At 36.8% G+C, this 26,526-nt stretch carries 21 protein-coding genes; 10 read left to right on the top strand and 11 right to left on the bottom strand.

Translation table 11 applies throughout. The annotated features are described in order from the left end of the window. Window positions 1-257: 257 nt before the first annotated feature. The 3 genes from DYR29_RS21175 to DYR29_RS21165 form a co-directional block, all read right to left on the bottom strand. Window positions 258-2,315, bottom strand: coding sequence for a M13 family metallopeptidase (locus tag DYR29_RS21175; protein ID WP_213278406.1), 2,058 nt, complete (start codon window positions 2,313-2,315; stop codon window positions 258-260). Between the two features lie 186 nt (window positions 2,316-2,501). After that, entirely contained in the window at window positions 2,502-5,900 is a 3,399-nt protein-coding gene (locus DYR29_RS21170) for a polysaccharide deacetylase family protein (RefSeq protein WP_213278405.1), read from the bottom strand. An 88-nt stretch (window positions 5,901-5,988) separates the two neighbouring features. Then, on the bottom strand, window positions 5,989-7,239 hold the full coding sequence (locus DYR29_RS21165) for a CinA family nicotinamide mononucleotide deamidase-related protein (protein WP_213278404.1): 1,251 nt from the start codon (window positions 7,237-7,239) through the stop codon (window positions 5,989-5,991). 115 nt (window positions 7,240-7,354) lie between these two features. Between DYR29_RS21165 and DYR29_RS21160 the strand changes: the two genes are divergently transcribed. Beyond that, window positions 7,355-7,828: a hypothetical protein gene (locus DYR29_RS21160; protein ID WP_213278403.1), complete on the top strand. Its 474-nt coding sequence runs from the start codon at window positions 7,355-7,357 to the stop codon at window positions 7,826-7,828. 70 nt (window positions 7,829-7,898) lie between these two features. Here DYR29_RS21160 and DYR29_RS21155 read toward each other — a convergent pair whose 3' ends face one another. From DYR29_RS21155 to DYR29_RS21145, 3 genes are all read right to left on the bottom strand, one after another. Further along, a complete protein-coding gene (locus DYR29_RS21155) occupies window positions 7,899-8,441 on the bottom strand; it encodes a lipocalin family protein (RefSeq protein ID WP_213278402.1) in 543 nt (180 codons plus the stop codon). Window positions 8,442-8,513: 72 nt separating this feature from the next. Then, window positions 8,514-9,248 (bottom strand): LytR/AlgR family response regulator transcription factor, encoded by a 735-nt coding sequence (locus DYR29_RS21150; protein ID WP_213278401.1) that lies wholly within the window; start codon window positions 9,246-9,248, stop codon window positions 8,514-8,516. Between the two features lie 148 nt (window positions 9,249-9,396). Beyond that, window positions 9,397-11,190, bottom strand: coding sequence for a tetratricopeptide repeat-containing sensor histidine kinase (locus DYR29_RS21145; RefSeq protein ID WP_213278400.1), 1,794 nt, complete (start codon window positions 11,188-11,190; stop codon window positions 9,397-9,399). Window positions 11,191-11,324: 134 nt separating this feature from the next. Here DYR29_RS21145 and DYR29_RS21140 point away from each other — a divergent pair, with 134 nt between their 5' ends. The 3 genes from DYR29_RS21140 (at window position 11,325) to DYR29_RS21130 (ending at window position 14,588) form a co-directional block, all read left to right on the top strand. Then, window positions 11,325-12,242: an SIMPL domain-containing protein gene (locus tag DYR29_RS21140; protein ID WP_213278399.1), complete on the top strand. Its 918-nt coding sequence runs from the start codon at window positions 11,325-11,327 to the stop codon at window positions 12,240-12,242. A gap of 112 nt (window positions 12,243-12,354) precedes the next feature. After that, window positions 12,355-13,035 carry an SIMPL domain-containing protein gene (locus tag DYR29_RS21135; protein ID WP_213278398.1) on the top strand — a complete coding sequence of 227 codons (681 nt, stop codon included), beginning with the start codon at window positions 12,355-12,357 and terminating at the stop codon, window positions 13,033-13,035. A 362-nt stretch (window positions 13,036-13,397) separates the two neighbouring features. Next, complete coding sequence (locus tag DYR29_RS21130; RefSeq protein ID WP_213278397.1) at window positions 13,398-14,588, top strand: VWA domain-containing protein; 1,191 nt, start codon at window positions 13,398-13,400, stop codon at window positions 14,586-14,588. A gap of 285 nt (window positions 14,589-14,873) precedes the next feature. Here DYR29_RS21130 and DYR29_RS21125 read toward each other — a convergent pair whose 3' ends face one another. Further along, entirely contained in the window at window positions 14,874-16,079 is a 1,206-nt protein-coding gene (locus DYR29_RS21125; protein ID WP_213278396.1) for an NAD(P)/FAD-dependent oxidoreductase, read from the bottom strand. A 115-nt stretch (window positions 16,080-16,194) separates the two neighbouring features. Here DYR29_RS21125 and DYR29_RS21120 point away from each other — a divergent pair, with 115 nt between their 5' ends. Beyond that, the gene (locus tag DYR29_RS21120; protein WP_047377160.1) at window positions 16,195-16,575 is read left to right on the top strand and encodes an STAS/SEC14 domain-containing protein; all 381 of its coding nucleotides are present in this window, start codon (window positions 16,195-16,197) and stop codon (window positions 16,573-16,575) included. A gap of 69 nt (window positions 16,576-16,644) precedes the next feature. Here the strand turns inward: DYR29_RS21120 and DYR29_RS21115 are convergent, their stop codons facing one another. Beyond that, window positions 16,645-17,841, bottom strand: coding sequence for an MFS transporter (locus tag DYR29_RS21115; RefSeq protein ID WP_213278395.1), 1,197 nt, complete (start codon window positions 17,839-17,841; stop codon window positions 16,645-16,647). Between the two features lie 182 nt (window positions 17,842-18,023). On the opposite strand from DYR29_RS21115, the gene DYR29_RS21110 reads away from it, so the two are divergent. Then, window positions 18,024-18,923: an AraC family transcriptional regulator gene (locus tag DYR29_RS21110; RefSeq protein ID WP_213278394.1), complete on the top strand. Its 900-nt coding sequence runs from the start codon at window positions 18,024-18,026 to the stop codon at window positions 18,921-18,923. A gap of 224 nt (window positions 18,924-19,147) precedes the next feature. Here the strand turns inward: DYR29_RS21110 and lipA are convergent, their stop codons facing one another. Beyond that, window positions 19,148-20,014: a lipoyl synthase gene (lipA, locus tag DYR29_RS21105; protein ID WP_076596790.1), complete on the bottom strand. Its 867-nt coding sequence runs from the start codon at window positions 20,012-20,014 to the stop codon at window positions 19,148-19,150. Window positions 20,015-20,128: 114 nt separating this feature from the next. On the opposite strand from lipA, the gene DYR29_RS21100 reads away from it, so the two are divergent. Continuing rightward, the gene (locus tag DYR29_RS21100) at window positions 20,129-20,761 is read left to right on the top strand and encodes a hypothetical protein (protein ID WP_213278393.1); all 633 of its coding nucleotides are present in this window, start codon (window positions 20,129-20,131) and stop codon (window positions 20,759-20,761) included. Between the two features lie 108 nt (window positions 20,762-20,869). On the opposite strand, the gene DYR29_RS21095 is transcribed toward DYR29_RS21100, so the two are convergent. Further along, complete coding sequence (locus DYR29_RS21095; RefSeq protein ID WP_213278392.1) at window positions 20,870-21,430, bottom strand: RNA polymerase sigma factor; 561 nt, start codon at window positions 21,428-21,430, stop codon at window positions 20,870-20,872. A 187-nt stretch (window positions 21,431-21,617) separates the two neighbouring features. Here DYR29_RS21095 and tyrS point away from each other — a divergent pair, with 187 nt between their 5' ends. Next, entirely contained in the window at window positions 21,618-22,913 is a 1,296-nt protein-coding gene (gene tyrS / locus DYR29_RS21090) for a tyrosine--tRNA ligase (protein WP_213278391.1), read from the top strand. A gap of 190 nt (window positions 22,914-23,103) precedes the next feature. Here the strand turns inward: tyrS and DYR29_RS21085 are convergent, their stop codons facing one another. Next, window positions 23,104-23,610: an outer membrane protein gene (locus DYR29_RS21085; RefSeq protein WP_213278390.1), complete on the bottom strand. Its 507-nt coding sequence runs from the start codon at window positions 23,608-23,610 to the stop codon at window positions 23,104-23,106. 255 nt (window positions 23,611-23,865) lie between these two features. On the opposite strand from DYR29_RS21085, the gene DYR29_RS21080 reads away from it, so the two are divergent. After that, on the top strand, window positions 23,866-25,887 hold the full coding sequence (locus DYR29_RS21080; RefSeq protein ID WP_213278389.1) for a sensor histidine kinase: 2,022 nt from the start codon (window positions 23,866-23,868) through the stop codon (window positions 25,885-25,887). After that, the gene (locus DYR29_RS21075) at window positions 25,877-26,515 is read left to right on the top strand and encodes a response regulator transcription factor (RefSeq protein ID WP_213278388.1); all 639 of its coding nucleotides are present in this window, start codon (window positions 25,877-25,879) and stop codon (window positions 26,513-26,515) included. The genes DYR29_RS21080 and DYR29_RS21075 overlap by 11 nt, the downstream gene beginning before the upstream one ends. Window positions 26,516-26,526 lie beyond the last annotated feature (11 nt).

The raw sequence follows: 26,526 nt of genomic DNA, 5'->3' as shown, positions 1-26,526 counted from the left end.
TTTGAGATTTGAGATTTGAAGTTAATGGGTAGAGACCACCCCGTCAAAAATTCTTTGAATTTTCGCCACCCCTCCGAGGGAGGGGAATGATGGAAGCCGTTTTTATAACTATTATCCCTTCAATTCCGTCTCGCAATCCCATTACTTATTACCTATTTTCCCTAATCCCTATCACCTAATCCCTATTACCTACTATCTGCCACCTAGTCCCTACTCCCAAAAAAACAAAACCGCCCATTGCTGAGCGGTTGTTATTGTTACCAGATTTTGATTCTTTCTTCCGGAGCTTTGTAAAGCTTGTCTCCTTTTTTCACATCGAATGCTTTGTAGAAAGCGTCAACGTTGATAAGCGGACCAAAACTTCTGAAATATCCCGGAGAGTGCGGGTCAGTTTTCACCTGATTTACCATATATTTCTCACTGGATAATGTTCTCCAAACCGTTGCCCAGCTTAGGAAGAATCTCTGATCCTGAGAGAATCCACTGATTTTCCCTGGATTTCCTTTATCTTTTAAGTACATCTGAAGAGCGTCGTAAGCAATGTTTACTCCTCCTAAGTCAGCGATATTTTCACCGTTTGTGAAAGTACCGTTTACAAAAGTTCCTTTTACAGGCTCATATTTGTCATATTGAGAAGCAAGAGCTTTTGTTGCTTTTTCGAAGTTAGCTTTATCTTCCGGAGTCCACCAGTCTACCAGGTTACCGTCTGCATCAAACTGCGCCCCTGAATCATCAAATCCGTGGCTCATTTCGTGACCGATAACGGCACCAATACCTCCGAAGTTTACAGCAGCATCAGCTTTAGGATTGAAGAATGGCGGCTGAAGGATTGCAGCAGGGAATACAATCTCGTTGTTTACCGGGTTGTAATATGCATTTACAGTCTGTGGAGTCATTCCCCATTCTGTTTTATCCACTGGCTTACCGATTTTAGCTAAATCTTTATTGTATTGCCATTCTCCGATGTTCTGAAGGTTTTTATACAGGTTTCCACCTTTTGCTTCAGAAATGATATTTAATTTTGAATAGTCTTTCCATTTGTCAGGATAAGCAACTTTTACCGTGAACTTGTTCAGTTTCTCCATTGCTTTTTCCTTAGTTGTTGAAGACATCCAAGCTAAGTTATTGATATGAACTGCAAAGCTTTTCTTTAAATAGTCAATCAATTCTACCATCTGAGCTTTAGCTTCAGCGGGGAAATATTTCTCAACATATAATTTTCCGAAAGCTTCACCCAAAGAACCGTTGATCAGCTCAAATCCTCTCTTGTTAAGAGCTCTTTGTTCCTGCTGTCCTCTAAGGTATTTACCATAGAAAGCAAACTTCATATTTCCTAAGTTTTCACTTAAATAAGAAGCACTTCCGTGGATCATGTGGAATTTCAGATAATCTTTAATCACAGTAAGATTCTGAGCATTCACTAATTTATCGAAGTCTTTATAGAATCCCAATTCACTGATAATTACTTTATCTGTATTTACTCCTACTTTTTTAAGGTAACCAGGAAGATCAACATTTTTTACCAAAGCAGAAAGCTCCGTCATCGTCTTAGGATTGTACTGAAGCGTGTTATCACGGCTCTGCTCGTTGGTCAGATAAGTCTGTGCGATGCTTTTTTCATAATTTACGATACCTTTTGCTGCTTCATCAGCATTTTTGTACCCTAATTCTTTTAGCATTGAAGCTACATATTTCTGATATTCAGCAATAGCTTCTGTATTTTTTTCGTTTACTTTCTGATAGTAATCTCTTCCTAAACCTAAAGAAGGATTTCCTAAGTAAACGGCATTCATTTTAGAATCTTTAAGGTCTGCATCTACACCCCATCCGTAGAAAACGTTCTCCCCTTCTTTCGTTACAGAAGTAAGGTAGTTCTGAAGATCAGCCATGTTTTTAATAGCATCAATCTTATTCAGATTTTGTTGGATAGGTTTGATTCCGTCTGCATTTCTCTTCTCCATGTTCATGTAAGTAGCATACAGATCCTGGATTTTTTTACCTTCACTTCCGTCAGCAAATTTATCTTTCAGAAGAGAGTTCAGGATGGTCATGGAATTGTTATCCGTATCCTCAGCCAGTTTGTTGAAGCTTCCCCAAGTTGGTTTATCTGATGGAATTTTGGCAGTTTTCATCCAGGTTCCACTCACGTAGTTGTAAAAATCATCCTGAGGACGCACAGAAGTGTCCATCAAGCTAAGGTCTAAACCTTTATCTGTGTTGTTCACTGCTACTTTAGCAGCTTTAGCTTGTGCGCTCATAGTCGTCTGAGTGCAGATCCCTGCTATTAAAAACAAAGAAAGCGTTATTTTTTTCATTATGATAACAATTTTTAGAATATGTATGATTTATTTCGTATTTGTTACTTTTTATGAAAACAAATTTAAATAAATAACATTACAGCATTATAAAAATTTATAAAAAATGGAAGCTGGGAGGAGGAAGCTGGAAGTTATAAAAATCGTACAATAACTTCCAGCCTCATTCTCCGGCTTTCCGGCTTCTTAAGAAGCTGCTATCTCTTTTACATTCCCGGTTCTTTTCAGAAATCCCCAGGACTGCATTTCGCCCTTCAGTGCTTTTCTTAAACTTTTAAACAAAACAATATACATCAGCCATCTATACCCGAATCTCTGTGGAATAATATACAGCAGATTGATTAATTTTTCGCGCTGCATAATGAATGCTACTAAAGCTAATGAAGCATCCACCAAAAGAAAGATCAGATAATAGGTGAATATTTTATCTCCGTTTCCGGACAGAATTCCAAAAAACATAATCACATCTGCCAGCGGTGAGAAAAATGGAATAATATATTGGAATAATAAAATATTCGGCATTGCCCAAAGTCCCAATCCTTTATATTTGGGGTTAAGGAAAGTCTGTCTCTGCTTCCAGAACATCTGCATGATTCCATAGGTCCAGCGGAAACGCTGTTTTAAAAACTGGTTCGCCGTTTCCGGAGCTTCAGTAACGGCAACCGCTCTGTTTTCATTGGCGACTGTATATCCTGCTTTTAAAATTTTCACGGTAATATCACAATCTTCAGCTAAGGTATCTGATGAATAGCCACCAGCCTCAATAATTACAGCTCTTTTGAATGCACCAATAGCACCCGGAATTACGGTAATCGCATTGATGTTTGCATATGCCAGCCTGTCAAAATTCTGACTCGTTGTATATTCTATAGCCTGCCATCTGGTAAGCCAGTTGACTCTGTTTCCAACTTTCACATTTCCTGCTACGGCTGCAATTTTTTCTTCCGGATCTGAATTTAAAAATCTCGCAACCAGATATTTTACGGCATCCTGCTGCAGTTTGGTATCTGCATCAATACACACTACATATTCTGCATCCGTCTGTGCTATTCCGAAGTTTAAGGCTGTAGCTTTTCCACCATTTGTTTTGGTGAAGATTTTCAGTTTCGGATGATCAGGGAATGCTTCTGATACCTTTTCATAAGTGGAATCCTTACTTCCGTCATCTACCATAATAATGTCAAAATTCGGATAGGTCTGCTTTAACAGATTCTGCAGGGAAGAAACAATATTCACTTCTTCATTATAAGCAGGTACAATAATGGAAACTTTAGGATAAGATTCCAAGACTGGAAATTCACCAAGTTTTTTCTCTTTTTTTCTTTCTTTAAAAGCCCAGTATGCCATCAGCAATAGTCTTATCAATCCCAATACAATAAAAATGGTAAACAATGCCACCAGAAAATGACTTATTCCATAAATTACAGTGGCCAGTACAAGGTTGAGCTGCATGATATAGTATGACTTTGTTTTCGGAACTTCAGGCATCAGTTCGCTTCTGGTTTTATGCAGAATACTGGTCAGGTTTGTAAAATGATAGCCTTGTTTCTGAAGTGTAGGGATCAAAATTTTTAAAGCTTTCACCGTTTCTTCTCTGGTATCTCCGCCGGCATCGTGAAGAAGAATGATATTTCCTCTCTCTTGTTTAAGCCCGGCCATTACACGTTTTACAATTTCATCTGCTTTTATTCCCGGCTGCCAGTCTTCAGGGTCAATATTTTCCCCGATATCAAGATAGTTCTGCTGTCTTGCCAATGCTACCGGAATGATCTCTTCTGAAGTTGTGGGCTCAGAATCGGCATTGTACGGAGCTCTGAACAGGATTGTACTGTGTCCTGTTACACATTCTATCAGTAATCTCGTCAGCTTCAGTTCCAGTAAAGCTCTTTCAGGGCTTACTTTTGCTACATTTTCATGGGTGAAGGTGTGGTTTCCGATCTCATGTCCTTCACGGTAAATCCGTTTAACAAGCGGAAGATTCTTTTCTGCATTTAATCCTACCAAAAAGAATGCTGCCGGAACATGATATTTGGAAAGTACATCCAATATCTGCGGAGTATACGTTTCGTCCGGACCATCATCAAAAGTCAGCACCAGTTCTTTTTGGGGAGCGCCTCCATATTTTTTCACTTCGTAAGAACTTGGATAAGTGATGTAGTTTTCGTCTGTAATTATTTTTTCCTTCGGATCAATTTCCAGTGCAATTTTTCCGTCATGAGGAGTATTCAGAACATCCAGTACTTCTCCGTCTCCGATATAATCTACCATGGTCTGCCCTTTTACATTTTCCAGGGTTTTCAGATTCAGTTTGGAAAGGCCGGCAAACGTAAGGTCTTTATCATAAAAATTCCAGACTCTGCTGTCTTCACTTCCCAGTCTCCAAAGTGCTGTTCCTGCCAATGGATATTCTGAGGAGAAACGCATTGTATTGAAAATAGAAGCCGCATCATTGAAAAATACGGTGTGGGTGAGGTTTTTAGAATCTGTATAAGAATAATTTAAATTAAACGTATTATCATTAAAATCAATGACCGCTTTACTGGCACTGGCTTTGGTAATCGCCTGCATATAAGTTACAGACGTATTATCATCTTTATTGGAGCTCCAGTCGTAGCCATAAGCACCAAGACCCAAAATAATTTTTTGCGGAGAAGTTTGTTTTACGATTTTTCCGGTCTGTTCTTCGATCCATTTTTGAGAAGAAACCGGTCCGGCATCACTTCCGGCAGAATATTCATCGTAAGCCATCAATACAAAGTAATCTACATAAGGATTTAATCTTGGTATGTTATAATCATCGTTGTCCGTCATGATATCCATCGTCACCAGCAGCTGATTCTTTTTGAAAGTTTCTGAAAGCTCTTTCATAAAGGCAATCAGGTTTTCATCAGAATTCAGGTTCATATCCTCAAAGTCAATATTGATTCCTTTGAAATGGTATTTTTTACACTGTTGGGTAATTTTTTGGATCAGATGGGTTCTTTTCTGAGGATCATTAAGAACTTTTACCAATCCTTCTGAATGGAATTCCTGATTAGAGTTGTTACTTAGCATCGGCATTGCGGCAACTCCTGTTCTTTTAATCACTTTGTATCCTTCCGGATCCACATTGGTTTTCAGATCACCAGTTTTGGGATCAAGGAAAAACCATTCCGGGAAAACCAGATTAACGTGTCTGATATTTCGTTTCAGGGACATCAGAGACTGAGGATCCCATGCTACATAGAATGCAGACCGGATTCCCCCAGGAAACTGAGCCCAGTTTCTGTTCTGATTTTTATATCTTTCTTCCCTCGCCTTCTGAATTTTGTCGAGATTGGTATGGATTGTTTTTTCCGAAATAAAGCTTCTGAAACCTTTATACTCTTTGGAAATTTTATTTTCCTGAAGATAAGGTTTATTGGCAGTAATTACGGCTTTATAATCTTCTTTAAAAGGAATTTTAGGACTTCTGTCCAGGGTCATCATCAGCCCCAAAGCAAGCAAAAGCAATATTCCTACAAAGATAAAAATACGGCTTCCCCACTGTACACTTTTCCAGCGTTTCTTGCTGTTGGTCTGAAAGATCTGTTTGGAATTTTCCACGATTTTTGAAATTTATTGAATGATTCTCAAAAAGTGTGAAAAACTCTATTAAAATTAATTAAAAAAAAATTAAAAAATAGAAATGTATCTAACTGTTTACAAGAAGGCTTACAAGATCCTGAATCACCTTTTGTGAAACGAAATTCATAAAGTCTACTCTTTCCAGATGCGGCATGTATAATTTAAATGTTTCTGCTTTGTCATTAATCCTTATCGTATAATACACTGTTCCGATATCTTTCCCGTCTTCTCCTTTTCCAGGGCCGGCCACACCAGTTGTAGAAAGTGAAATATGGGTTTCAAATAATTCCTGGCAGCCTTTTGCCATTTCCTGAGCTACTTCTTCACTTACCACCGTAAACTGATCTACGGTCTCTTTAGAAACATTTAAAATTTTAATCTTCTTTTCAGTGGCATAAGGTACTATTCCGCCATGGAAATATTTTGAACTGCCGGAGACTGAAGTGATCATTTTTGCCAGTTCACCTCCGGTACAGCTTTCTGCCGTGGAAATGGTGAGATTTCTTTCGGTAAGCATTTCTGCCAGAATATTCTCGATTTTATCCTCAGATACAGCAATTACATGACCTTCTACTAAAGGAAGTAATTTCTGAATTTCTTCCTCAGTGATTTGTTTCAGCTGTTCTTCATTATCACCGGAAGCCGTCAGACGAAGCTTTACACGGGTTCCTACCGGAAGGTAAGACAGCGCAATATTTTCCGGAAGTGCCAGTTCCCAGTCTTCAATTTTGTCTGCAAGGATACTCTCAGGAATTCCCACTACGGAAACAATCCTGGTATGGATATAATGAAGTTTGAATCTTTCCTGTAAATAAGGAATAATCTGGTCTTTGATAAGCGGTTTTACCTCGTAAGGAACACCAGGAAGGCTGTAAGACAGTTTACCATTCAGCTCCATCATCATGCATGGAGCCGTTCCGTAATGATTCTGAAAAACAATGGATTTGGTTGGGACAAAAGCCTGCTCTCTGTTTCTTTCGAGAATATCTGCCCTTCCTCTTCTCTCCATATACCCTTTAAGGTGGTTGAATGTTACCTCATCCAAAGCAATTTCATCATTGAAATACTCTGCAAGTGCCTTTTTGGTTTTGTCATCCCTGGTTGGCCCAAGCCCTCCCGTTGTAATGACTAAGTCACCTGCCTCAAAAGCAACATTCAATGCTTCTTTAATGGTTTCAATTTCGTCTGAGATTGTAAGAATCTGAGTAACTTTTATTCCTATGTTTTTAAGTTCAGCAGCAATAAAATTAGAATTGGTATCTACCGTGTTTCCGGAAAGGATTTCATCACCAATGGTAATCAGAACAGCTTTTTCCATATGCTTTTTTGTTGAAAAAAATTCTATGCAAATGACGGAAAATTCTGTGGCTGCAGCAATATAAATTGATTTTTTTTATTTTTGACGAAATTTATTTAAAACTACAATACAAATTATGTCTAAATATGATGATGCTTCATGGCATTATGGTGGTGATTTTCCTGAAGGACTTCCTCAGAAAAACGGAGCAACGCATACAGGAATGTTCCTGAACTGGTGCATTCAGAATGATCTGATTTCTGATGAACTGAAAGAAGATGGTGAAGAGGAAATTGAAAAATTAAAGCGCAGAGAAATCACTGGTGCAGAATTCATTATGGATTCCTGCGACGGAAAATTTTCTGAATATGACCTGAACGAGCTGGGAAATCTTTTTGCAAAGGATTATTATGCGGATGATACCGATTTCGGAAACAGATACAGCTCATTTGCTGATGATTATGTGAATATTTTCGATGCAAAAGCTGAAGAAAGTGACTATGAATACGAAACCTTCTACCACATTGAAGATACCTACGAAAACTATGATCTGATGAAACAGGTTATTGATCACCGTTTTGAGGAATGGAAAGACTATATTAAAGACTAAAAAGCGAAAGGGTAAATTTGCAAATCACTGAAAGTCATCAATTTTTCGAAAATTTACCCTTTTACCTTATCTATTGATTATGTTTTATCCAAATCAGTTCATCTGTATTGTACCCAACTTTTCTTGCCTTCTGAAGGAAACGCTGGCGGATACTTTCAGGAATAGTAGTGGTACGGGAAAGAATCCATAAATATTTTAAACTGCTTCCTGCCACCAGAGCATATTGATAGTCTTCATCAATATCTATAACGTTATAACCAGACCATATTGGTTTAAAAAATGAAACTTTCAGACGGGCCTCTTTCGGATCTTTTACAAATTTTGCTTCCCCGATCGATTCATTCCATACTTTTTTAATGTAGTCGTACCCTTTATTTCTGACCTGAACTGTTCCATCCGGATTCTCTGTATATTCTGCAGTAACATTATCCATATTTTTCTCGAACCTGTAATCAAAACGGGCGATCTCATACCATCTGCCAAGATATTTTTTAAGATCAAAATTCTTTACCGCAGAAGCACCCTTGGGAATTCTTACAGAATATGAATTGAAAACGATAAGCCCTAAAGCTCCCAATGAAACGGGAAGTATAATTTTATGAATGGTTTTCATGACAGAAATATTTTGGTGGTTATAATAAAACGTCAAAAATAATGCCTTTGGTCTGTTAAGGACCCATAAATTCTATGAAAAGACTTTCAGGAAATTATCTTTAAAGCTTCCTGAAACTTCAATTTCCGTATCATCAGACAACATTACGGTTCCGCTTTTATGGTAAGATTTCACAAATCCTGTATTGATGATATGGGAACGGTGAACTCTCACAAACGGGCTTTCCAGCAGATCATCGAAATGTTTCAAAAAGCGGCATACCATCTTTTTTGAACCATCTGTAAGGTAAACCTGCGTAAAATTTCCATCAGCCTGAAGTCTCACAATATCTTCAGTCTTTACGACATCAAATCCCTGCAGGGTAGGAAGAATCAGCTGCTGTTTTTCAGGTTTTAGCTTCAGGTTTTCAAGCAGTATCTTATTCCGGTTGAGTTCTTCTTTTTTCTCAAGACTTTCTACTACTTTATTCACCGCAAGAATCAGCTCCTGAATGTCAATAGGTTTTAAAATATAATAACTTGCCGATTTATTTAACGCCTGTAATGAATATTGTGAAAACGCAGTAATGAAAATCGTTTCATAGGAAAACGCTTTGGTAGCTTCCAATACGTCAAAGGCATTTCCGAAGGGCATTTCTACATCCAGGAATACCAGCTGAGGTTGCTTTTCAGCAATCAACGGCACTGCTTCTTTAATATTTTCAGCCTCGCCAAGAATTTCCACCTGTGGACAGTATTTGGTAAGATAGCTTCGTAAAACTTCTCTTGCGATGAGTTCATCGTCTACAATTACGGCTTTTATTTTCATTGAGGTCAGATATTAGGTAGCAGCCAGTGGGTTGCAGATGCAAATTAAGAATTTTTAATCAATCATACAATCTGACCAAAGAGCTTATAGAGTTATATTACCCTAAATCGTCATCAATTTATAAAAGAAGATCTAACCTGAATTCAGATCAGATCAAATTGATCTGGAGCGTTACCAAAACTCCGGTATTATTTTCTTTATCCTGTACAGAGCAGGTAATATCTTTTTTATACAAATCGTTGAGCAGCTGAATTCTTTCCAAAGTATTTTTCATTCCTCTGCCCTCTCTTGTTTTCTGATGCTGGGTTTTCTGCTTTTTGCTTTCTTCGATGCCTATTCCGTTGTCTTCAATAAGGATTTTAAGGTAGGATTCACTTTTCTCAAAGTTCAGTTTTAAAAATCCTTTTTCTGTTCTGTAGCGGAGTCCGTGCCATATTGCATTTTCCAGAAACGGCTGTATGAGCATTCCCGGGATCTGCAGGTTTTGCATATTCAGACTTTCATCTACATCGATTTCGTAATCAAATTTATCAGCAAAACGTGTTTTTTCAAGGGCAAGATAATTTTGGAGAAGATCAAGCTCCTGCTGGAAAGGAATAAAATCTTCAGTAGAATTTTCCATCACGCCACGCATCAGCTTGGAGAATTTTGTCAGATACTGATTGGCTTCCAGCTCATTATTGGTCGCAATAAAATGATTAACACTATTCAGGCTGTTAAAAATAAAATGCGGGTTCATCTCTCTGCGCAAAGACTGAAGAGCAATTTTTTTATTCTTTGTCTGAACCTTTTTCAGGGTTCTGAAAATAAAAACAATTAATCCGGTAAGCAGAACCAAAGCTCCGATCAAACTATAGTTGAATACATTTTTCTTGCGGATAAGCTCATCTTTCAATTCTCTTTCTTTTTCCAGCTGTGAAATTCGTTGTTCGGTATCTTCCAGGATTTTATTGTCTACGAGACTTCTATCCTTGGAAACAAGATTGGGAAGTTTCCCCAGAAAATCTCTGTACAATTGAACGGAAGCATCAATATTTCCTGAAATGGCATACAGGCTGTCCAGTTTTTTTACGCTTCTTTGAGCTTCCAGCGTATGACCTTTATCCAAGGCAATTCCATAGGCATTTTTCAACAGGTCTACCGCTTCTTTCGGATCATTCTTTTTAATATAAATATCCGCCAGTTCTTGTATTTGATTGACCTTTTCCTGTGAGTTTTCTTTTACAAAATCTTCCTTCAAAACTTTCTTTTTAGCTTCAATAGCTTTTTCAAAGTTTTTGTTTTCAACGTAAAGATCTGCAAGCTTCTGATTGATGGCCAAAGCTTGCTGCGGAGCTTCTCTTTTAGAAATTTTATAGGCTGTATTCAGGTTTTCTTCGGCACTGGAAACATCTTTCTGTTTGAGATTTACATCAGCCAGCTGACTGTAGCTTTCTGCAAGATCACCCTGTTCGTTTTCTTTTTTACTTAAGTTAATATTACTCTGGATAGCTTCTGCCTTAAGCTCTGGTGTAGCCGAAGAAAGCCTTGTAACGTCATTAGAATTAACTGCCTTACTTTTTTCACTGTAACTCATTTGTGCCGCTCTGCCATAGTTACTGATCGCAGGCGTTATTTTATTCTGCTTTTCCTGTGACTGGGCTAATCTGCGGGTTGCTTTTTCAATATTAGGCTTGTCATTAAGTTTTTCATACAGATTTTTGGCTTTGGTGTAATACTCTTCACTCTTCGGAAAGTTCCCGCTGTTAAAAAAGGTTTCACCAATATTATAATAAGAATCTGCCTGGGCAGGTTCATTTTTCGTATCCATTGCTTTTTTCAGCTTCTTTGTCTCCACCTGTACATCTTCCACCGCAGCAGCGGTAGTATTAGTGGTTTGGGAAGACATTGTGTTTCCCCAAAACATCAGTAAAAAGATTGAAAGAAGTGTAAACATTTTCATAAAACAAAGATATACATATATATAGTGTATTCAAAAACTATTCACCAAGCGAAAATCCCCTTTCACCAAGTTTAGTCTTTGATAATGTGAGTGTAAGGCTAAGTTTGGAGCAAAATAATTCAAATTTAAAAATCATGAAAAAACTAACTCTTACTTTTTTACTCATTATGGTATCTTTTTTAAGTCTTTCAAAAGCACAGGTCGGAGGAAACCAAATCTACAGAGACAGAAATAACAACGATTATTCCACTCCCAGAAATTTACCTGAATTCATCAACACCAATACCTATTTTGCTACCGATTCAACCTTAATTATCACCGTAAAAGTATTGATGAACAAAACGGCAGACCAATATAAACTTACACTGGGTTTGAATGAAGAAGCAGCCACTCCAAAAATTGCCATTGAAAATATCAACAGGAGAATCAGCGGTTTTATGAAAAGAATATCCTCAATGGGCATCAAAGACAATGATATCTTTGTAGACTTTATCTCTCAGACCAAAATCTATGACTACAACGTTAATAAAGATTCACAGACTGCCATCCAGAAAATGGATGGATTTGAAACCAAGAAAAACATCATTATTACGGTAAACAAACACTCAATGATTGAAAAACTGATCTCTGAAGCTTCAGACTTCCAGATCTATGATGTTATTAAGGTAGATTATATCAATAGTGATATTGATAAAATCCAGGAAGAACTTCTCAAAGAGGCTTATTCGGTTTTCGACAAAAAAAAGGAAAATTATTTTAAACTGTTTAAAAAGGAAATTATTGGAAATCCCACCGCTTCTTCAGGCTTTACTTATGTTTTTCCAAAAAGCCAATATCAGAATTATACAGCTTTTGAAAGTGCCAATGTTACGTATGGATATGATTCCAAATATGTCAGAAAGGAAGAAAGAAAATCTAAAACCTTTTATTATGATGGGACAGATTATACCGGCTTTGATAAAGTAATCAATAATGCTGATCCGGAAGTGGGTATACAATATATCATGAACCTCAACGTAAAATATGATCTGAAAAAGAATAAAGGAAACTAATCATTTTTCGGAACTCACCAAGTGAAAGCTCCGTTTCACCAAGTCTCCCGGTTTCGGGCTTCTGATCGGCGTAATTTTACATCAGTAATTAAAAATTTAAAAACAGGAAATTATGAAATTGAAACATTTTTTATTAATCGGAATTTTAACTCTTGGAAGCTTTATAAATGCACAGACACAAGAAGTAAAGAAAAATGCAATTGAAGTAACAGGTGTTGCGGAAATGGAAGTAGAACCGGATGAAATCATCTTCAGCATCGGAATAAAAGCAGACAACAAAAATGATCTGGCAGATAATGAGAAGAAGTTATTTGAAACTTTAAAGAACGCAGGCGTAAAGAACGAAGACATTAAGTTCAAATCAATGTATCAGAATATTTACTCTAAAACAGCAAAGTTTACTAAAAGCTATCAGTTTAAAGCCAGCACAAAATCAAGTCTGAGTAAAATTTTTGAAGACCTGAACCAAAAATGGGTAAGCAGCCTGAACATCGCAGAGGTAAAGAATACCAAAATTGCAGATTTTAGAAAAGCAGTTAAGATCAACGCTTTAAAAGCCGCTAAAGAAAAAGCAGATTATTTATTGGAAAGCATGGGTAAAAAGACAGGAAATGCTCTTGAAATTGTAGAAATAGAAGACTACACCAGCGATATGATCATGCCCGCAGCTTATAAAGGAAGAGCAAGCAATATCCAGCTGGAAATGGCTGATGCTCCGGTAGATTATTCTTTCGATAATATTGAAAACATCAAGCTGAAATACAGCATCAAAACAAGATACGAAATACTTTAAAATAACAGATTTAAAAGACAGTTCCTTTGGGAGCTGTTTTTTTGTTTTATGCTATTCGGTTATTAAGTTTCTGACCGAAGAAAAATACTTGCCGATCTATTAACATCTGTTCAATGATAAAGGCTTCGACTCCGCTCAGCCTGACACTCGTGGCAGTAGTGAAATTATACATTAGACCAGCATTATCGCCCTGAACATATAATCAGATTTTCCCTTGTTTTATCATCTACCAAGTGAAACCTTCAGTTCACCAAGTTTCCAAATTTTAAGTCTTAAATAGGGATAATTTTACTTCAGAATTCAAAATAATAAACGATGAACGTTACCTAATTACAACAAACAACTTATAAAAAAATAACAATATGACAACTCTAAAAATCTTAGCACTTGCAGCGGGAACAGCTTTTTTAAGCTCCGGTAATTTTCCGGAAAACCGCTCTACAAAAAGTAATGTTGAAAGCCATTTACCGGTACAAAAAGTAACATTGATTCCGGCGAACTCGACCATAAAGGACAATAAAATTCAGGTCGCTCTTTTACTGGATACTTCCAATAGTATGGACGGATTGATTGATCAGGCAAAATCCAGGCTGTGGAATATTGTGAATACGTTGACCACTCTAAAGTACAACGGAAAAGCCCCGCAAATTGAAATTGCCCTCTATGAATATGGAAATGATGGAATCCGTGATGAAAATTACATCCGCCAGGTTGCCCCTCTCACTCAGGATCTTGATCTTATTTCAGAAAAATTATTCGCTTTGAGAACCAATGGCGGCAGTGAATATTGCGGTGCTGTTATTCGTGATGCTTCTGCCAACCTGAACTGGGACAGCAATGATAAAAGTATGAAATTGATTTATATTGCAGGAAATGAAGCTTTCAATCAGGGAAAAATAAATTATAAGGACGTTGTTTCAAAAGCAAAGGATAAAAATATTTATACCAATACTATTTTCTGTGGAAGCCGGGAAGAAGGAATTCAGACGTTCTGGCAAAACGGAGCGTCTTTGGGAGGCGGAAAATATTTCAATATCGACAGTGACAGAAAAGTAATCTATATTGAAACGCCTTACGACAGCAAAATTTCCGAATGTAATTCAAAGCTGAATGATACTTATATCTACTATGGAAACCATGGTTCGGAATACAGACTAAAGCAGATCACGCAGGATAAAAATGCTGAATCACAGTCAGCATCTAACTTAGTGGAAAGAGCTGTTGCCAAATCTAAAAAGAACGCTTACAAAAATGACCACTGGGATCTGGTAGATAAAGCTGAAAAGGATGCCGGATTTATTGCCAATGTAAAAGAAAGTGAACTTCCTGCCGAGCTGAAAGGAAAAAGCAAGGAAGAAATTCAAAAAACGATCACGGCAAAGTCTGCCGCCCGTGATAAAATTCAGAAGGAAATTGAAGAGCTTTCCAAAAAACGCCAGAGCTATATTGACGGAGAAATGAAGAAGCGGGGTACTGATGATTCTGATGATCTGGGAAAAGCAATTGAGAGTTCTATTGTTGAACTGGCCAAAAAGAATGGGTATAGTTTGTAGTTAAATAGGCAGTCTTTTTGTGACTGCCTGTTTTTTTAACCACCCCGTCAAAATTCTTTGAATTTTTGCCACCCCTCCGGAGGAGGGGAATTGAGCCCTTCCTATCGAACTATTTGGCAAAGTATCTTTTTACTACATTTTTTCAAATAATTTAAGCAGGATTTCTATGGAATGACAAATTGCCTAGATAAACTAGCTTTTCAATTGTGTCATTCCGTAGGAATCTAAATAAACTTTTGTGTACTGGATATCTGCAGAACCTGAAGCTTAAAATGGAGCATAAATTTATCTTCCAAATTTAAAATACCTTGATAACGGATGCTTTTTGTTTTTCATAAATAGAGAGGCCATCTCCATCCCCGTAACCGAAAAAGTAATTCCGTTTCCTCCAAAACCTAATACAAAGTAGGAGTTTCTCAATTTTTTATATTCTCCAATGTAAGGCAGACCATCTTTAGTCTCTCCAAAAGTTCCTGCCCACACAAAATCAGGGTAAAAATGATAATCAGGTTTTATTTTCTTCAGATTTTTAAGGATTTCTTTTTCTTTTTTATTGAGGAGAGCATCCCGTTTTTCAGCATCATAAAAGTCTTCATCTCCTCCTCCGATCAGGATTCTTCCGTCGTCAGTAGTCCGCATGTAGAGGTAAGGATCATCGGTATTCCAGACCAATGTATTGCTGATATTTTTAAATTTGTCTTTATCTATTTCAGAAACAACAGCGTAGGTACTTTTCAGATTTACAAAGTTTTCTTTCAGTAAATTTTTACTTTCATAACCAATGCAGTAAATGATCTTTTTTGCTTTGATCTGATATCCACTGTCTACGGTAACCAGATTAAAACCTTTATGCTCCTCCACTTTTACCATTTCTGTCTTATCAAAGATCTTCAGTCCTTTCCTTACATTGTACATAAAAAGTTCATGGGCAAACTGAAAAGCATCAATACTGGCTCCCTGCCTGGATAATATTCCGCCATATGTGTTCTCAAATTCAAATTTCTTCAGAATCTGTTCCTCTCCCAGCCACTGCACCTCAAATCCGTTTTCTTTTCTCGCCTGATATTCCTTCTTCAGCCATTCTGCATCTTTCTTTTTTGAAGCAAAGTACAAGGATTTCTTTCTTTTAAACCCTGCATTGGATTTAATCATTTTTGAAAGTTTCTCCAGTGTATCAATGGCATCACTACAGGCTTTATAACTTAAAACAGCTCCTTTTTTGCCTAATTTTTCTATCAGTTCATAAAGAGGAACATCTATTTCGTACTGCAGCATTGAAGTGGTAGCAGAAGTGCTTCCATTGCAGAGTTCTCTTTTATCAATAAGGATCGTATCATACCCATCTTCTATCATCTGATGGGCAATCAGGCTTCCTGTAATGCCGCCTCCAACAATGAGAACATCACATTTTTCATTTGATTGTAAAGAAGGATAAGAAGCTAACAGTCCGTTTTTTAAAAGCCAGAAAGGTTCATTTGATTTGAGATCCATATTAATATTTTACACTGAAAGTAACAATATTTATACCTTTTTTAACAATTTATCATCAAATTATGGTGTAATTATTGTTATCCTTTTAAACTCAAACCACCATAAAATATTTATTATGATAACAATTATTCCAGAAGCCCCGGAAAATGTTGCAGCATTCAATGCAACGGGAGAAGTAACGAAAGAGGATTTTGAAAGACTGGTAATTCCGCGCGTAAAAGAGAAGGTAGAGCAATTCGGTGAGCTGAATTACTTATTGTATTTGGATACCGATCTGGATAATTTTACCATGGGAGCATGGCTTGAGGATCTGCTGTTAGGATTGAAAAATCTTACCAACTGGAATCGGTCAGCCATTGTTACTGACAAAGAAGGTATACGTGATTTTACCAGTATTTTCAGTGTTCTGATGCCGGGAGAGTTTAAATCTTTCCCCAAAGAAAATTTATACAATGCCCTCTATTGGTGTAAAAATGGAGATGAAGTAGAGGCATAAAACTTTATTTTTATACAGAAGAGCCTGTTTCAATGAGAAACAGGCTCTTTTTTTTATTTCAACAGTAAATTACTTATCACATGATACACATTCTGCGGCAACTTCTTCCTCAGTCTTAGAACCGTACAGATACATATACCTTACACTTATAACCAATCCTATAAAAGTCATTCCCACTCCCACCAGCGACGGATAGTTGAATGAATACCCGTATTCCAGAGGAATTCCTCCAAAGAAAGCTCCCATTGCATTGGCAATATTAAAACCAGCCTGCATAAAAGCAGCGGCCATCATTTCACTTTTTGGAGCAGCTTTCATCATCATAATATTGATAGGTGATGCAATAGACATAGATAAAGCACCACACATAAACGTCAATACCAAAGCAATATTCTTATGCTCTGCAAGGAAGAAAACACCTCCAAGAGACAGCATCATCAGGAAGATCAGAAGGGCACATGTTTTTTCAGGTCCTAATTTATCTGAGACAATCCCACCTACCAGGTTTCCAACTACCATTCCGGCTCCGGCAAGAACCATCACATAGGCCATTTGGCTGCTTTTGATTCCGGCAACAACAGTCATCAAAGGGGTAATATAGCTTAACCATGTAAAAAGACCTCCAAATCCAATCGCTGTAATGGCAAGGACAAGCCACGACTGTTTATTTTTAAGGAATTTCAACTCTTCCATGAAGTGGGTATTTTGATTGGATTCCATTGCAGGAAGCCACAGTTTCAAAAATAATATGGCAAAAAGACCAATCACCGCCACAATAGCAAAGTACAGTCTCCAGTGGAATGTATGCCCAATATAGGTGACCAGAGGAACCATGGCCAGGTTGGCAACCGTGAGCCCTGTAAACATCATTGATATATAAAATGCTTCTTTCCCTTTTCCTGCCATTCTTGAGGCAACTACTGTTCCTACACCGAAGAATGCGCCATGAGGAAGTCCGGACAGAAAACGGATAACCAGCATACTGTCATATCCGGGAGCAATTGCAGAAAGGCCATTAAACAGGGTAAAAAGGATCATAAAAGCTATCAAAACTTTTTTAGGGGGGAACTTCACTGAGTACCCGATGAGAATCGGAGCTCCGATAACTACTCCCATCGCATACGCAGAAATTAAATGTCCGGCCTGCGGGATTGTAATCTGTAATGTTTTTGCAATATCCGGCAACAGTCCCATTACGGTAAACTCCGTAGTTCCTATTCCCAAACCACCGATAGCCAGTGGTATTATTCTTTTATCAATCTTCATTATATCTAAATCTTTTTTCTGAATTAATTTCTTTTCAAATCAAAAATACTGAGTGTCTTTATTTTGAAAGTGCAAAAATCGCAAGAAAGTTTGAATTTCACTCCTCTTTGAATGATAAAAATTTGCTCCATATTAACCTTTTTATTTAATTTTATATTCAGAAACAATCAAATGAGAACAAGATGAAAATCCAGAAAGAAATTATTGAATTTGAAAAAGGGAAATCATTCAAACTATTTGCCCCTTCCCTGAAAAACTGTTTTTTCTGGCATTATCATCCGGAAATTGAACTGGTCTATGTAGAAGCGGTGAACGGAATCCGGCATGTAGGAAAAGATATTTCTGCCTTTACAGACAGTGATCTTTTACTGATTGGATCTAATGTTCCCCACCTTAATTTTGATTATGGTATTCAGACAGAGTGTCAACAGCTTGTGCTGCAGATGCGGGAAAGTTTCCTTCAGGATATTATTCTTCCTGTTCCGGAATTTGAAAATATTAAAAAACTTTTGGAACGTTCATATCTCGGGCTTTCATTTTCAGGAGAAACCAAAAATACAGTGGTTGAAAAACTACAGATCATTAAAGATAAAAACTCCTTTGAATCCCTGGTAGGATTAATTGAAATTCTGCAGATTCTCGCTGATTCAACGGAAGTAAAGGAACTTAACAAGGAAGATACCAGAATCAAATGGTTTTTGAATGATAAAATCAGAATGGGAACCATCTACGATTATATCCACGAAAATTATGACAAGAAACCCAATGTCAATGAAATTGCCCAAATTGTAAGTCTGAGTACTCCTGCCTTCTGCCGTTATTTTAAAAAGCAGACTAATATGACCTTTACAGATTTTGTTAATAATTACAGAATCAATCAGGCTAAAATATTTCTGCTGAAGGATTATTCTGTAACTGAAGTTTGCTTTCAGGTAGGGTTTGAAAGTCTTTCTTACTTTAATAAGCTATTCAAACAACATACAGGAGAAACGCCTTCCGAATTTAAAAAGAAACATTTTAAACCCATTGAAATCAATGGCCGGATTGGAGTGATTACAAAGGAAACGGCTTGTAATAAGTAGGACGTACATGACGTAATGTAAGTTATTGATGGAACGACTAAACCACCCCGTCAAAAATTCTTTGAATTTTTGCCACCCCTCCAGAGTAGGGGAATTATGGCAGCCGTTATTGTAAATGGAGTTTTTTCAAATCTCTTATCCCTGCAGCATAACATCTGCTACCTGCGTCCTAACATCTGCAATCTACCCAAAACAAAACCGCTCATTGCTGAACGGTTTATATTTTAATGAATATGTTTTTCTGCGTGGTAAGAACTTCTTACAAGAGGAGAACTTTCAACGTGTCTGAAACCTAAGCTTCTTGCAAAATCTCCAAACTCATCAAATTCTTCAGGAGTGATGAATTTCTTTACAGGAAGATGTTTTTTAGTCGGCTGCAAATATTGTCCAAGGGTGATAACATCTACATTCGCGTTTCTAATGTCCTCGATTGTCTGGAAAACCTCATCTTTAGTTTCACCTAATCCAAGCATTACCCCGGTTTTGGTTCTTCTTTGTCCGGCTTCTTTCAGATATCTTAATACTTCAAGGCTTCTTTCATATTTTGCCTGGATTCTCACTTCTCTGGTCAGACGTTTTACCGTTTCCATATTGTGAGAGATTACTTCCGGAGCTACATCTACCAGTCTGTCAAGATGTTTTGTGATCCCCTGGAAATCCGGAATCAGAGTTTCCATAGTGGTTCCCGGAGAGATTCTTCTTACAGCATTCACTGTTTCACCCCAAAGAATAGATCCCATATCTTTCAGATCATCACGGTCTACCGAAGTAAGAACGGCATGTTTGATCTTCATTAATTTGATTGATCTTGCTACTTTTTCAGGTTCATCCCAATTTACATCCAGCGGTTTTCCTGTTTTTACGCCACAGAATCCACAACTTCTTGTACAGATATTTCCTAAAATCATGAAAGTTGCTGTACCTTCACCCCAACATTCTCCCATGTTCGGGCAGCTTCCACTCTGGCAGATTGTATTTAATTTATATTTATCAACCAAAGTTCTCAGCTCTCTGTAATTCTTTCCGGTAGGAAGTTTTACGCGGATCCATTTTGGTTTTTGAACGGTAGTGTCTTGAACTGAATTTTCCATTTCTAAAATTGAAGTTCAAAGTTAAGGATTTTTTAATGGAAACCATCAACCGGAGATATTGATGAAACTGATAATTCAAAATTTCATTGTACATTTAAGTTTTCAAAATTTTTTATGAGAAAAACAGTATTTCTTTTATGTATGGCAGCCGGGACATTCTGTCTTGCTCAAAAACAGTTTCAGCCAGCAGGTTCTACCCTTCTGGAAACGGTAGACGGAGATCTTGATGGTGATCAAATTCCTGAAAAAGTACTCATTTATACAACAACAGATGAAGGTGAACTGGGGAAAATCCGTGAGATTCAGATTCTGAAAAAAGTCAGTGGAAAATGGACCGTTCTTGAAAAATCAAGAAATGCAGTTATGGAAAGCAGTGCCGGAGGTATGATGGGTGATCCTTACGGAGAAACTAAAATTGAAAAAGGAATTCTCATCATTTCTCAAATGGGTGGAAGCAGCTGGAAGTGGGACGTTACAGACAAGTACAGATTTCAGAACGGACATTTTGAATTAATAGGAACTTCATCTACTTCCGGAAGACCGGGAGATTACTGGAAAGATATAGATTTCAACCTTTCAACAGGGCAGCTGAACTATTCAAAAGAGGTAGAAAATACCGCTGAATATGGTAAATCTTTGAAGGAAACCTATATTAATAAAGGCGTAAAGATGAATCTGCAGAACAGAAATCAGGAAAAGCAGCAAAAAATAGTTCTTCCGAAAACAAAAGAGGAAGTTTATTTTTAAATAAAGGTTTTAAAATTTAAGTTTTGGCTAAAGCCAATTGAATTTTAATTTTTTAAGCAAACGGGCTAAAGCCCGTTTCTATTGAATATCCTGTATTGAGTTCCAGACTTAATTATCATCAAACTCATTATTCTTCAACAGTTCAGCTAAGACTTTTTTAGCACGCATTACCCGTACTTTGGTATTGGCAACTGAAATCCCCAGCTCTTCAGAAATTTCTTTGATGCTTTTTTCTTCAAAAAACCTCAACTTGATAATATCCTGATAATTGGCATCCAGAGATTCTATGGTTTTGATGATTTTCTTCTGTTCTTCTTCAGAAATCAGAAGTTCTTCCGGAGATTTGGCATATTGGTTTTTGACTTCATCAAGATTTTCAACAGCATCTTCGTTTTCACGGTTCTTTTTTCTCCAGAAATCGATAACGGTATTCTGTGCAATGGTCAATATCCAGGTTTTAAACTGAAAATGAGGATCAAACATATCCAGTTTCGACAATACTTTTGAAAAAACATTTACGGTAATTTCATCAGCATCATTTTCATCTCTCACCTTTTTCATGACAAAAGAGAAAACATCCACCCAAAAAACATTGATGAGTTTAGTCTGGGCCTTCTGATCTTTATCTTTGGCCTTCTGTATGAGCAGGAATAGCTGTTCGTCGTTCATTAATAACAAATATAGCGTATTTGGGGCATAAATGCAAAAGAGGAAAATATCGAATCTGTTTCACGCTGGCAAAGTTATTATCAAGGTATTTTAGGTTTTTATGATTTTGCTTATTTGCTGTTTCTCCTTTTCCTCTTCCTTCTGAATTTACTATCTTTGCTTCTTAAAATTTTAAAGTTAACAATCAATGAATTCCTTTATAGAAGAACTGAAATGGCGTGGTCTGTTTGCCGATATGATGCCTGGAACCGATGAACAACTGAATAAAGAGGTAACTACTGCATATATTGGTTTTGATCCTACTGCCGATTCTTTACATATCGGAAGTCTTATTCAAATAAAAATTTTAGCTCACTTCCAGCAGCATGGCCACAAACCTATTGCTTTGGTTGGAGGTGCTACAGGAATGATTGGTGATCCTTCCGGAAAATCAGCTGAAAGAAATCTTCTGGATGAGGAAACTCTTTTACACTATGTTGACTGTTTAAAAAATCAGCTTTCAAAATTCTTAAATTTTGATGGAAATGAGCCCAATAAAGCTGAACTGGTGAACAACTATGACTGGATGAAGAACATTTCTTTCCTTGATTTTGCTAAGAATGTCGGGAAGAATATCACAGTCAATTATATGATGGCTAAAGATTCTGTAAAGAAAAGACTATCCGGAGACGCAGGTGTTGACGGAATGAGTTTTACAGAGTTTACCTACCAGTTAATTCAGGGATATGATTTCCTTCACCTTTACCAAAACAACAATGTAAAATTACAGATGGGAGGTTCTGACCAGTGGGGAAATATCACTACTGGAACTGAACTGATCCGTAGAAAAGCTCAGGGTGAAGCGTTTGCATTAACGGTTCCTTTGATTACGAAAGCTGATGGCTCTAAATTCGGGAAGTCTGAAAGCGGAGAAAACTATTGGCTGGATAAAAAGAAAACATCTCCTTATAAATTTTATCAGTTCTGGCTGAATGCTACTGATGATGATGCCGAAAGATTCATCAAGTTCTACACTTTCCTTGGAAAAGAAGAGATTGAAGCTTTGATCGAACAGCATAAAACAGCGGCGCACGAAAGAAAGCTGCAAAAGAAATTAGCTGAAGAGGTAACGGTTTGGGTACATGGAAGAGAAGAATATGAAAAGGCACTGAAAGCTTCTGAAATTCTTTTCGGACGTTCTACTGCTGAAGATCTGGTAAGCCTTGATGAAGAAATATTCCTTGAAGTTTTTGATGGAGTTCCTCAGAAAGAAATTGCAAAAACTGATGTTTTAGGAGTGAATATCATAGATCTTCTTTCTGAAAAATCAGGATTCTTGAAATCTAAGAGTGAAGCTCAAAGAGAGATCAAAGGAAATGCAATCTCTGTCAACAAGCAAAAGGTAAATGATACTTTTACAGCGAATGAAACTGATCTTATTGACGGTAAGTTCTTGTTACTGCAAAAAGGTAAGAAAAGCTACTTTATTGTAAAGGTTCAATAAGTTGAAAAATACTTCATATAATAAAAAAAGACTGTTTTATACAGTCTTTTTTTGTTTCAAAACCCATACAAAAGCCGTGAAATATTTTCACGGCTCTGTTGAGAAGTTACCATTTTTTAAAACTTGCTGTCACTTCTGACATCGTATAGGCTATGAAAAAACTGATTTGTATTGAAAATAATAATAGAGTTTAAAATTTATAAGTAAGCCCGGCTTTCCCTCCTGAAGCTACAGATCCTCCACCCAATTCTATATGAGCTGCAAGATTTTTGGTGAAAAAATATCTGCCTCCGATTTGTCCTGCAAAACCAACTCCTGAAGACTTCCCATCGAAATAATCGAAATCTGATCCGTTATATTTATAGGAAAAAGAATTGTAGGCTAAGGTAGCTCCTGCATATACGTCCCATTTATTTGGAATTTTAAGCAAAGTATTGAAGTGGTAGTTTCCGTTAGCTCCTACTCCAAACCAGCTTCCTTTAATGTCTCCTGAATACTTTTCAGTAGCATAACTTCCTTCTATTCCCACTGTGATATCATTATGTATAGCGTAGTCTACTCCTACTGATACAGGAAGTCCCCATCCGTTTGCTACTCCTATATCCACATTGATCTGAGCTTCTCCTTTCTGTATTCTCTGTGCATGCATACTCCCAAACAGGGAAATCATTCCCAGGATAAAGATTCTCTTTTTCATTCTTAATAGTTTATTTTTTGTTATTGTATGTTCTGCAAAACTATCAGCGGGCGTAACAGAATACAACCCTTAAAAAAGTGTATTTTTTTCTACTGATTTTTAGGTATATCATAACATCCGCTAAACCTGTATATTTGAAGATACAGACCCAAAATCGTAATTCCTAGGTTTATAATATAATTGATGATTTTAATTTTATAATTTTAGGTGGTCTTTCTATTTTTGAATTATCAACAACTATATTGTAAAAAAGAGATGATAAATAAATATTTGCTTTTACTTCTATTTACTTTGGGATCACAATACATATATGCTCAAGGCTCATATTTTTATTATCTTGAAAAAAAGAACAGTAATTTCGACAGTCTGGTTACAGCTGCTAACCATGAAACTACAGATACCGTAAAGGCCATAAAATCCTACCAGATAGCTGCTACTTATTTTACAAGGCAGGATTTAGATAATTATAATAAATATTTAAAACAAGGTCTGGAGAGCTCTTCTAAAAGTCAGATATACAAAGATATTGGATTATATTATCAGGCTCTCATCCACTTTACAAAACCTGATTTTGCTGCTCTTCTTGAAAAAGATTTTGTCACCGCAGAATCTGCCCTAAAAAAATATAAAAGTACTGAAGCTAAAAGAATAAGAATCATCATGTTTCAAAATTTGTCTCTGCTAAAAGTAATGCAGACCAAAGAAACAGAAGCTATGAATCTTATTGTTAACAAAGCGATTCCTATTGCAATATCCATTGGAGATAATGAACTTATAGGTGGTTTGTATAAAAATGTTGCCCTTCTGTTTTATAACTCCCAGGACTTTTCAAAAGCAATAGAATACTGTAATCTGGCAGAATTATTTTTAGGCAAATTAAAAAAGCAAACTCCCCAATCTAATGGCATAAGGGGAGAAGTTCTTTTACTGAAAGCAGAATGTCTGATGAGAAAGGATAAACTACCGGAGGCAAAAATAGAATTGAATAAAACCTACTCTATCATTAAAAACTATCCGGAATCTAATTTCAACTCATTATATTTAAGCAATTTAGGATATTATCAGATGAAGCAAAAAAACTATCCTGAAGCTCTTAAAACTTTTGATTTGGGTCTACAAAATGCAGAAAAATATAAAAACACCAATATTACGGAAAGGATAAAACTGTTTAAACATCAAATCTATCAAGAGCTTAAAAATTTCAAACAATCTAATAACATTTTAAAAGAAGTCTATCAAAAAACCTCATACAAAAGAACAAAACAGGAGGTTATGAGAGAATTTTTTAAAAATTATACCGCATTAAAGGACACTGTTAAAGCCAATCTCTATGCTACAGAATATATTAATTCTCTGGATAGCATTAATAATATCAGCATTCACAAAAACATTGCACTTTTGGAAGCTAAATACAGAAAAGCCGAAGATGAGAAAAAAATTGCGTGGCTGTATACCGAGAAGGCAAAGAAACAGATGGAAGTAAGCAAAAAAAACTCGTATTTATGGTTATTAAGTCTAGCTTTATTATCTTTCATCGGTCTTCTTATTTTTCTATATATTATTTACAGAAAAAATAAAAAACTATCTGAACAAAAGGAAATCAATCTTCAGCAAAAAATAGAAGATATTAAACAAAAAGAAGAATTATCGCTTACCAAAGCAATTCTTGATGGTGAAGAAAGAGAAAGAGAGCGTATTGCCAGAGATCTTCATGATGGTCTTGGCGGTATGCTTGCCGGAGTTAAGATTAATTTCTCAGTCTGGTCTTCCAGTCACCTTAATCCGGAAAAAGATCAGGAATTTTATAAGATTTTAGGACAACTGGACAATTCTGTAAGTGAGCTCCGACATGTAGCCAGGAATTTAATGCCTGAATCATTGCTTAATTTTGGTCTGGAAACCGCTTTACATGATCTGTGTGAATTTTATAACAGAAAAAACCTCGAAATTGATTTCCAGGTCATTGATATTGACAAGGCACTACCTTTAAATATCCAGCTTAATATCTACAGAATCGTACAGGAACTATTGGCTAATGCTATAAAACACGCTGAAGCAAGCAGCATCTTGCTTCAATGCTCGCAATCCGGTGAAAGTTTTCTGATTACAATTGAAGATAACGGAAAAGGGTTTGATAAAAGTATAGAAAAAACCACCAAAAGTATGGGACTTCGCAACCTGAAAAACAGGGTCAATTATCTGAAAGGAAAAATGGAAATCAATTCTGATCATCAAGGGACAACAATTAATATAGAACTTAACATCCATGGAGAATGAAAAAATAAATATAGCCATCGTTGATGATCACCCTATTGTGATCGAAGGTCTTAAAATGTTGCTTAACAGCCAGCCTTTTTTCAATATAGCAGGAAGTTTCACTTCCGGTGCAGAAACGATCAGCTTTATCCGGTCGCAGATGGTGGATATCATCCTTCTTGATATTACTCTGCCCGATGCCAACGGAACAGAACTGTGCAGAGAAATAAAGAAAATTTCTCCGAATACTTCAGTGATTATGTTCAGTAATCGTTCTGAACGAAGCATCATCATGCAGTCTATACAAAACGGAGCGAGTGGCTATCTTCTCAAAAATACGTCTATTGATGAGCTTGTGATATGCATCAGAGGAGCGCTCGCAGGTGATATTGTTTTCTGTAATGAGACAAAACAGATCATCAGCCGTCCTTCCCAACAAGACCTCCCAATACCGCGGCTTACCAAAAGGGAAAAACAGATCCTGCAGATGGTAGCACAGGGGAAAACAAGTAATGCAATTGCCGAGGAGCTGTTCTTAAGCCCACTTACCGTAGATACCCACCGTAAAAATCTGCTTCAGAAATTCCAGGCAAAAAACTCAACAGAACTGATCAATCTTGCAGTACAGCAACAATTGATTGAAAAGTAAAAAAAAACCGC

Origin of the sequence: Chryseobacterium indologenes, from assembly GCF_018362995.1 — a bacterium.
Lineage (GTDB): Bacteria > Bacteroidota > Bacteroidia > Flavobacteriales > Weeksellaceae > Chryseobacterium > Chryseobacterium indologenes_G.
This window is presented reverse-complemented; position numbering and strand designations above follow the sequence as displayed.

What these genes read in the sequence shown, in the direction of transcription:
- tyrS (WP_213278391.1), top strand. Translation starts at nt 21,618, where the DNA reads ATGAATTCCTTTATAGAAGAACTGAAATGGCGTGGTCTGTTTGCCGAT.
- DYR29_RS21160 (WP_213278403.1), top strand. Translation starts at nt 7,355, where the DNA reads ATGTCTAAATATGATGATGCTTCATGGCATTATGGTGGTGATTTTCCT.
- DYR29_RS21100 (WP_213278393.1), top strand. Translation starts at nt 20,129, where the DNA reads ATGAGAAAAACAGTATTTCTTTTATGTATGGCAGCCGGGACATTCTGT.
- DYR29_RS21115 (WP_213278395.1), bottom strand. Translation starts at nt 17,841, where the DNA reads ATGAAGATTGATAAAAGAATAATACCACTGGCTATCGGTGGTTTGGGA.
- DYR29_RS21150 (WP_213278401.1), bottom strand. Translation starts at nt 9,248, where the DNA reads ATGAAAATAAAAGCCGTAATTGTAGACGATGAACTCATCGCAAGAGAA.
- DYR29_RS21095 (WP_213278392.1), bottom strand. Translation starts at nt 21,430, where the DNA reads ATGAACGACGAACAGCTATTCCTGCTCATACAGAAGGCCAAAGATAAA.
- DYR29_RS21155 (WP_213278402.1), bottom strand. Translation starts at nt 8,441, where the DNA reads ATGAAAACCATTCATAAAATTATACTTCCCGTTTCATTGGGAGCTTTA.
- DYR29_RS21165 (WP_213278404.1), bottom strand. Translation starts at nt 7,239, where the DNA reads ATGGAAAAAGCTGTTCTGATTACCATTGGTGATGAAATCCTTTCCGGA.
- lipA (WP_076596790.1), bottom strand. Translation starts at nt 20,014, where the DNA reads ATGGAAAATTCAGTTCAAGACACTACCGTTCAAAAACCAAAATGGATC.
- DYR29_RS21080 (WP_213278389.1), top strand. Translation starts at nt 23,866, where the DNA reads ATGATAAATAAATATTTGCTTTTACTTCTATTTACTTTGGGATCACAA.
- DYR29_RS21075 (WP_213278388.1), top strand. Translation starts at nt 25,877, where the DNA reads ATGGAGAATGAAAAAATAAATATAGCCATCGTTGATGATCACCCTATT.
- DYR29_RS21110 (WP_213278394.1), top strand. Translation starts at nt 18,024, where the DNA reads ATGAAAATCCAGAAAGAAATTATTGAATTTGAAAAAGGGAAATCATTC.
- DYR29_RS21130 (WP_213278397.1), top strand. Translation starts at nt 13,398, where the DNA reads ATGACAACTCTAAAAATCTTAGCACTTGCAGCGGGAACAGCTTTTTTA.
- DYR29_RS21145 (WP_213278400.1), bottom strand. Translation starts at nt 11,190, where the DNA reads ATGAAAATGTTTACACTTCTTTCAATCTTTTTACTGATGTTTTGGGGA.
- DYR29_RS21135 (WP_213278398.1), top strand. Translation starts at nt 12,355, where the DNA reads ATGAAATTGAAACATTTTTTATTAATCGGAATTTTAACTCTTGGAAGC.
- DYR29_RS21125 (WP_213278396.1), bottom strand. Translation starts at nt 16,079, where the DNA reads ATGGATCTCAAATCAAATGAACCTTTCTGGCTTTTAAAAAACGGACTG.
- DYR29_RS21085 (WP_213278390.1), bottom strand. Translation starts at nt 23,610, where the DNA reads ATGAAAAAGAGAATCTTTATCCTGGGAATGATTTCCCTGTTTGGGAGT.
- DYR29_RS21120 (WP_047377160.1), top strand. Translation starts at nt 16,195, where the DNA reads ATGATAACAATTATTCCAGAAGCCCCGGAAAATGTTGCAGCATTCAAT.
- DYR29_RS21140 (WP_213278399.1), top strand. Translation starts at nt 11,325, where the DNA reads ATGAAAAAACTAACTCTTACTTTTTTACTCATTATGGTATCTTTTTTA.
- DYR29_RS21175 (WP_213278406.1), bottom strand. Translation starts at nt 2,315, where the DNA reads ATGAAAAAAATAACGCTTTCTTTGTTTTTAATAGCAGGGATCTGCACT.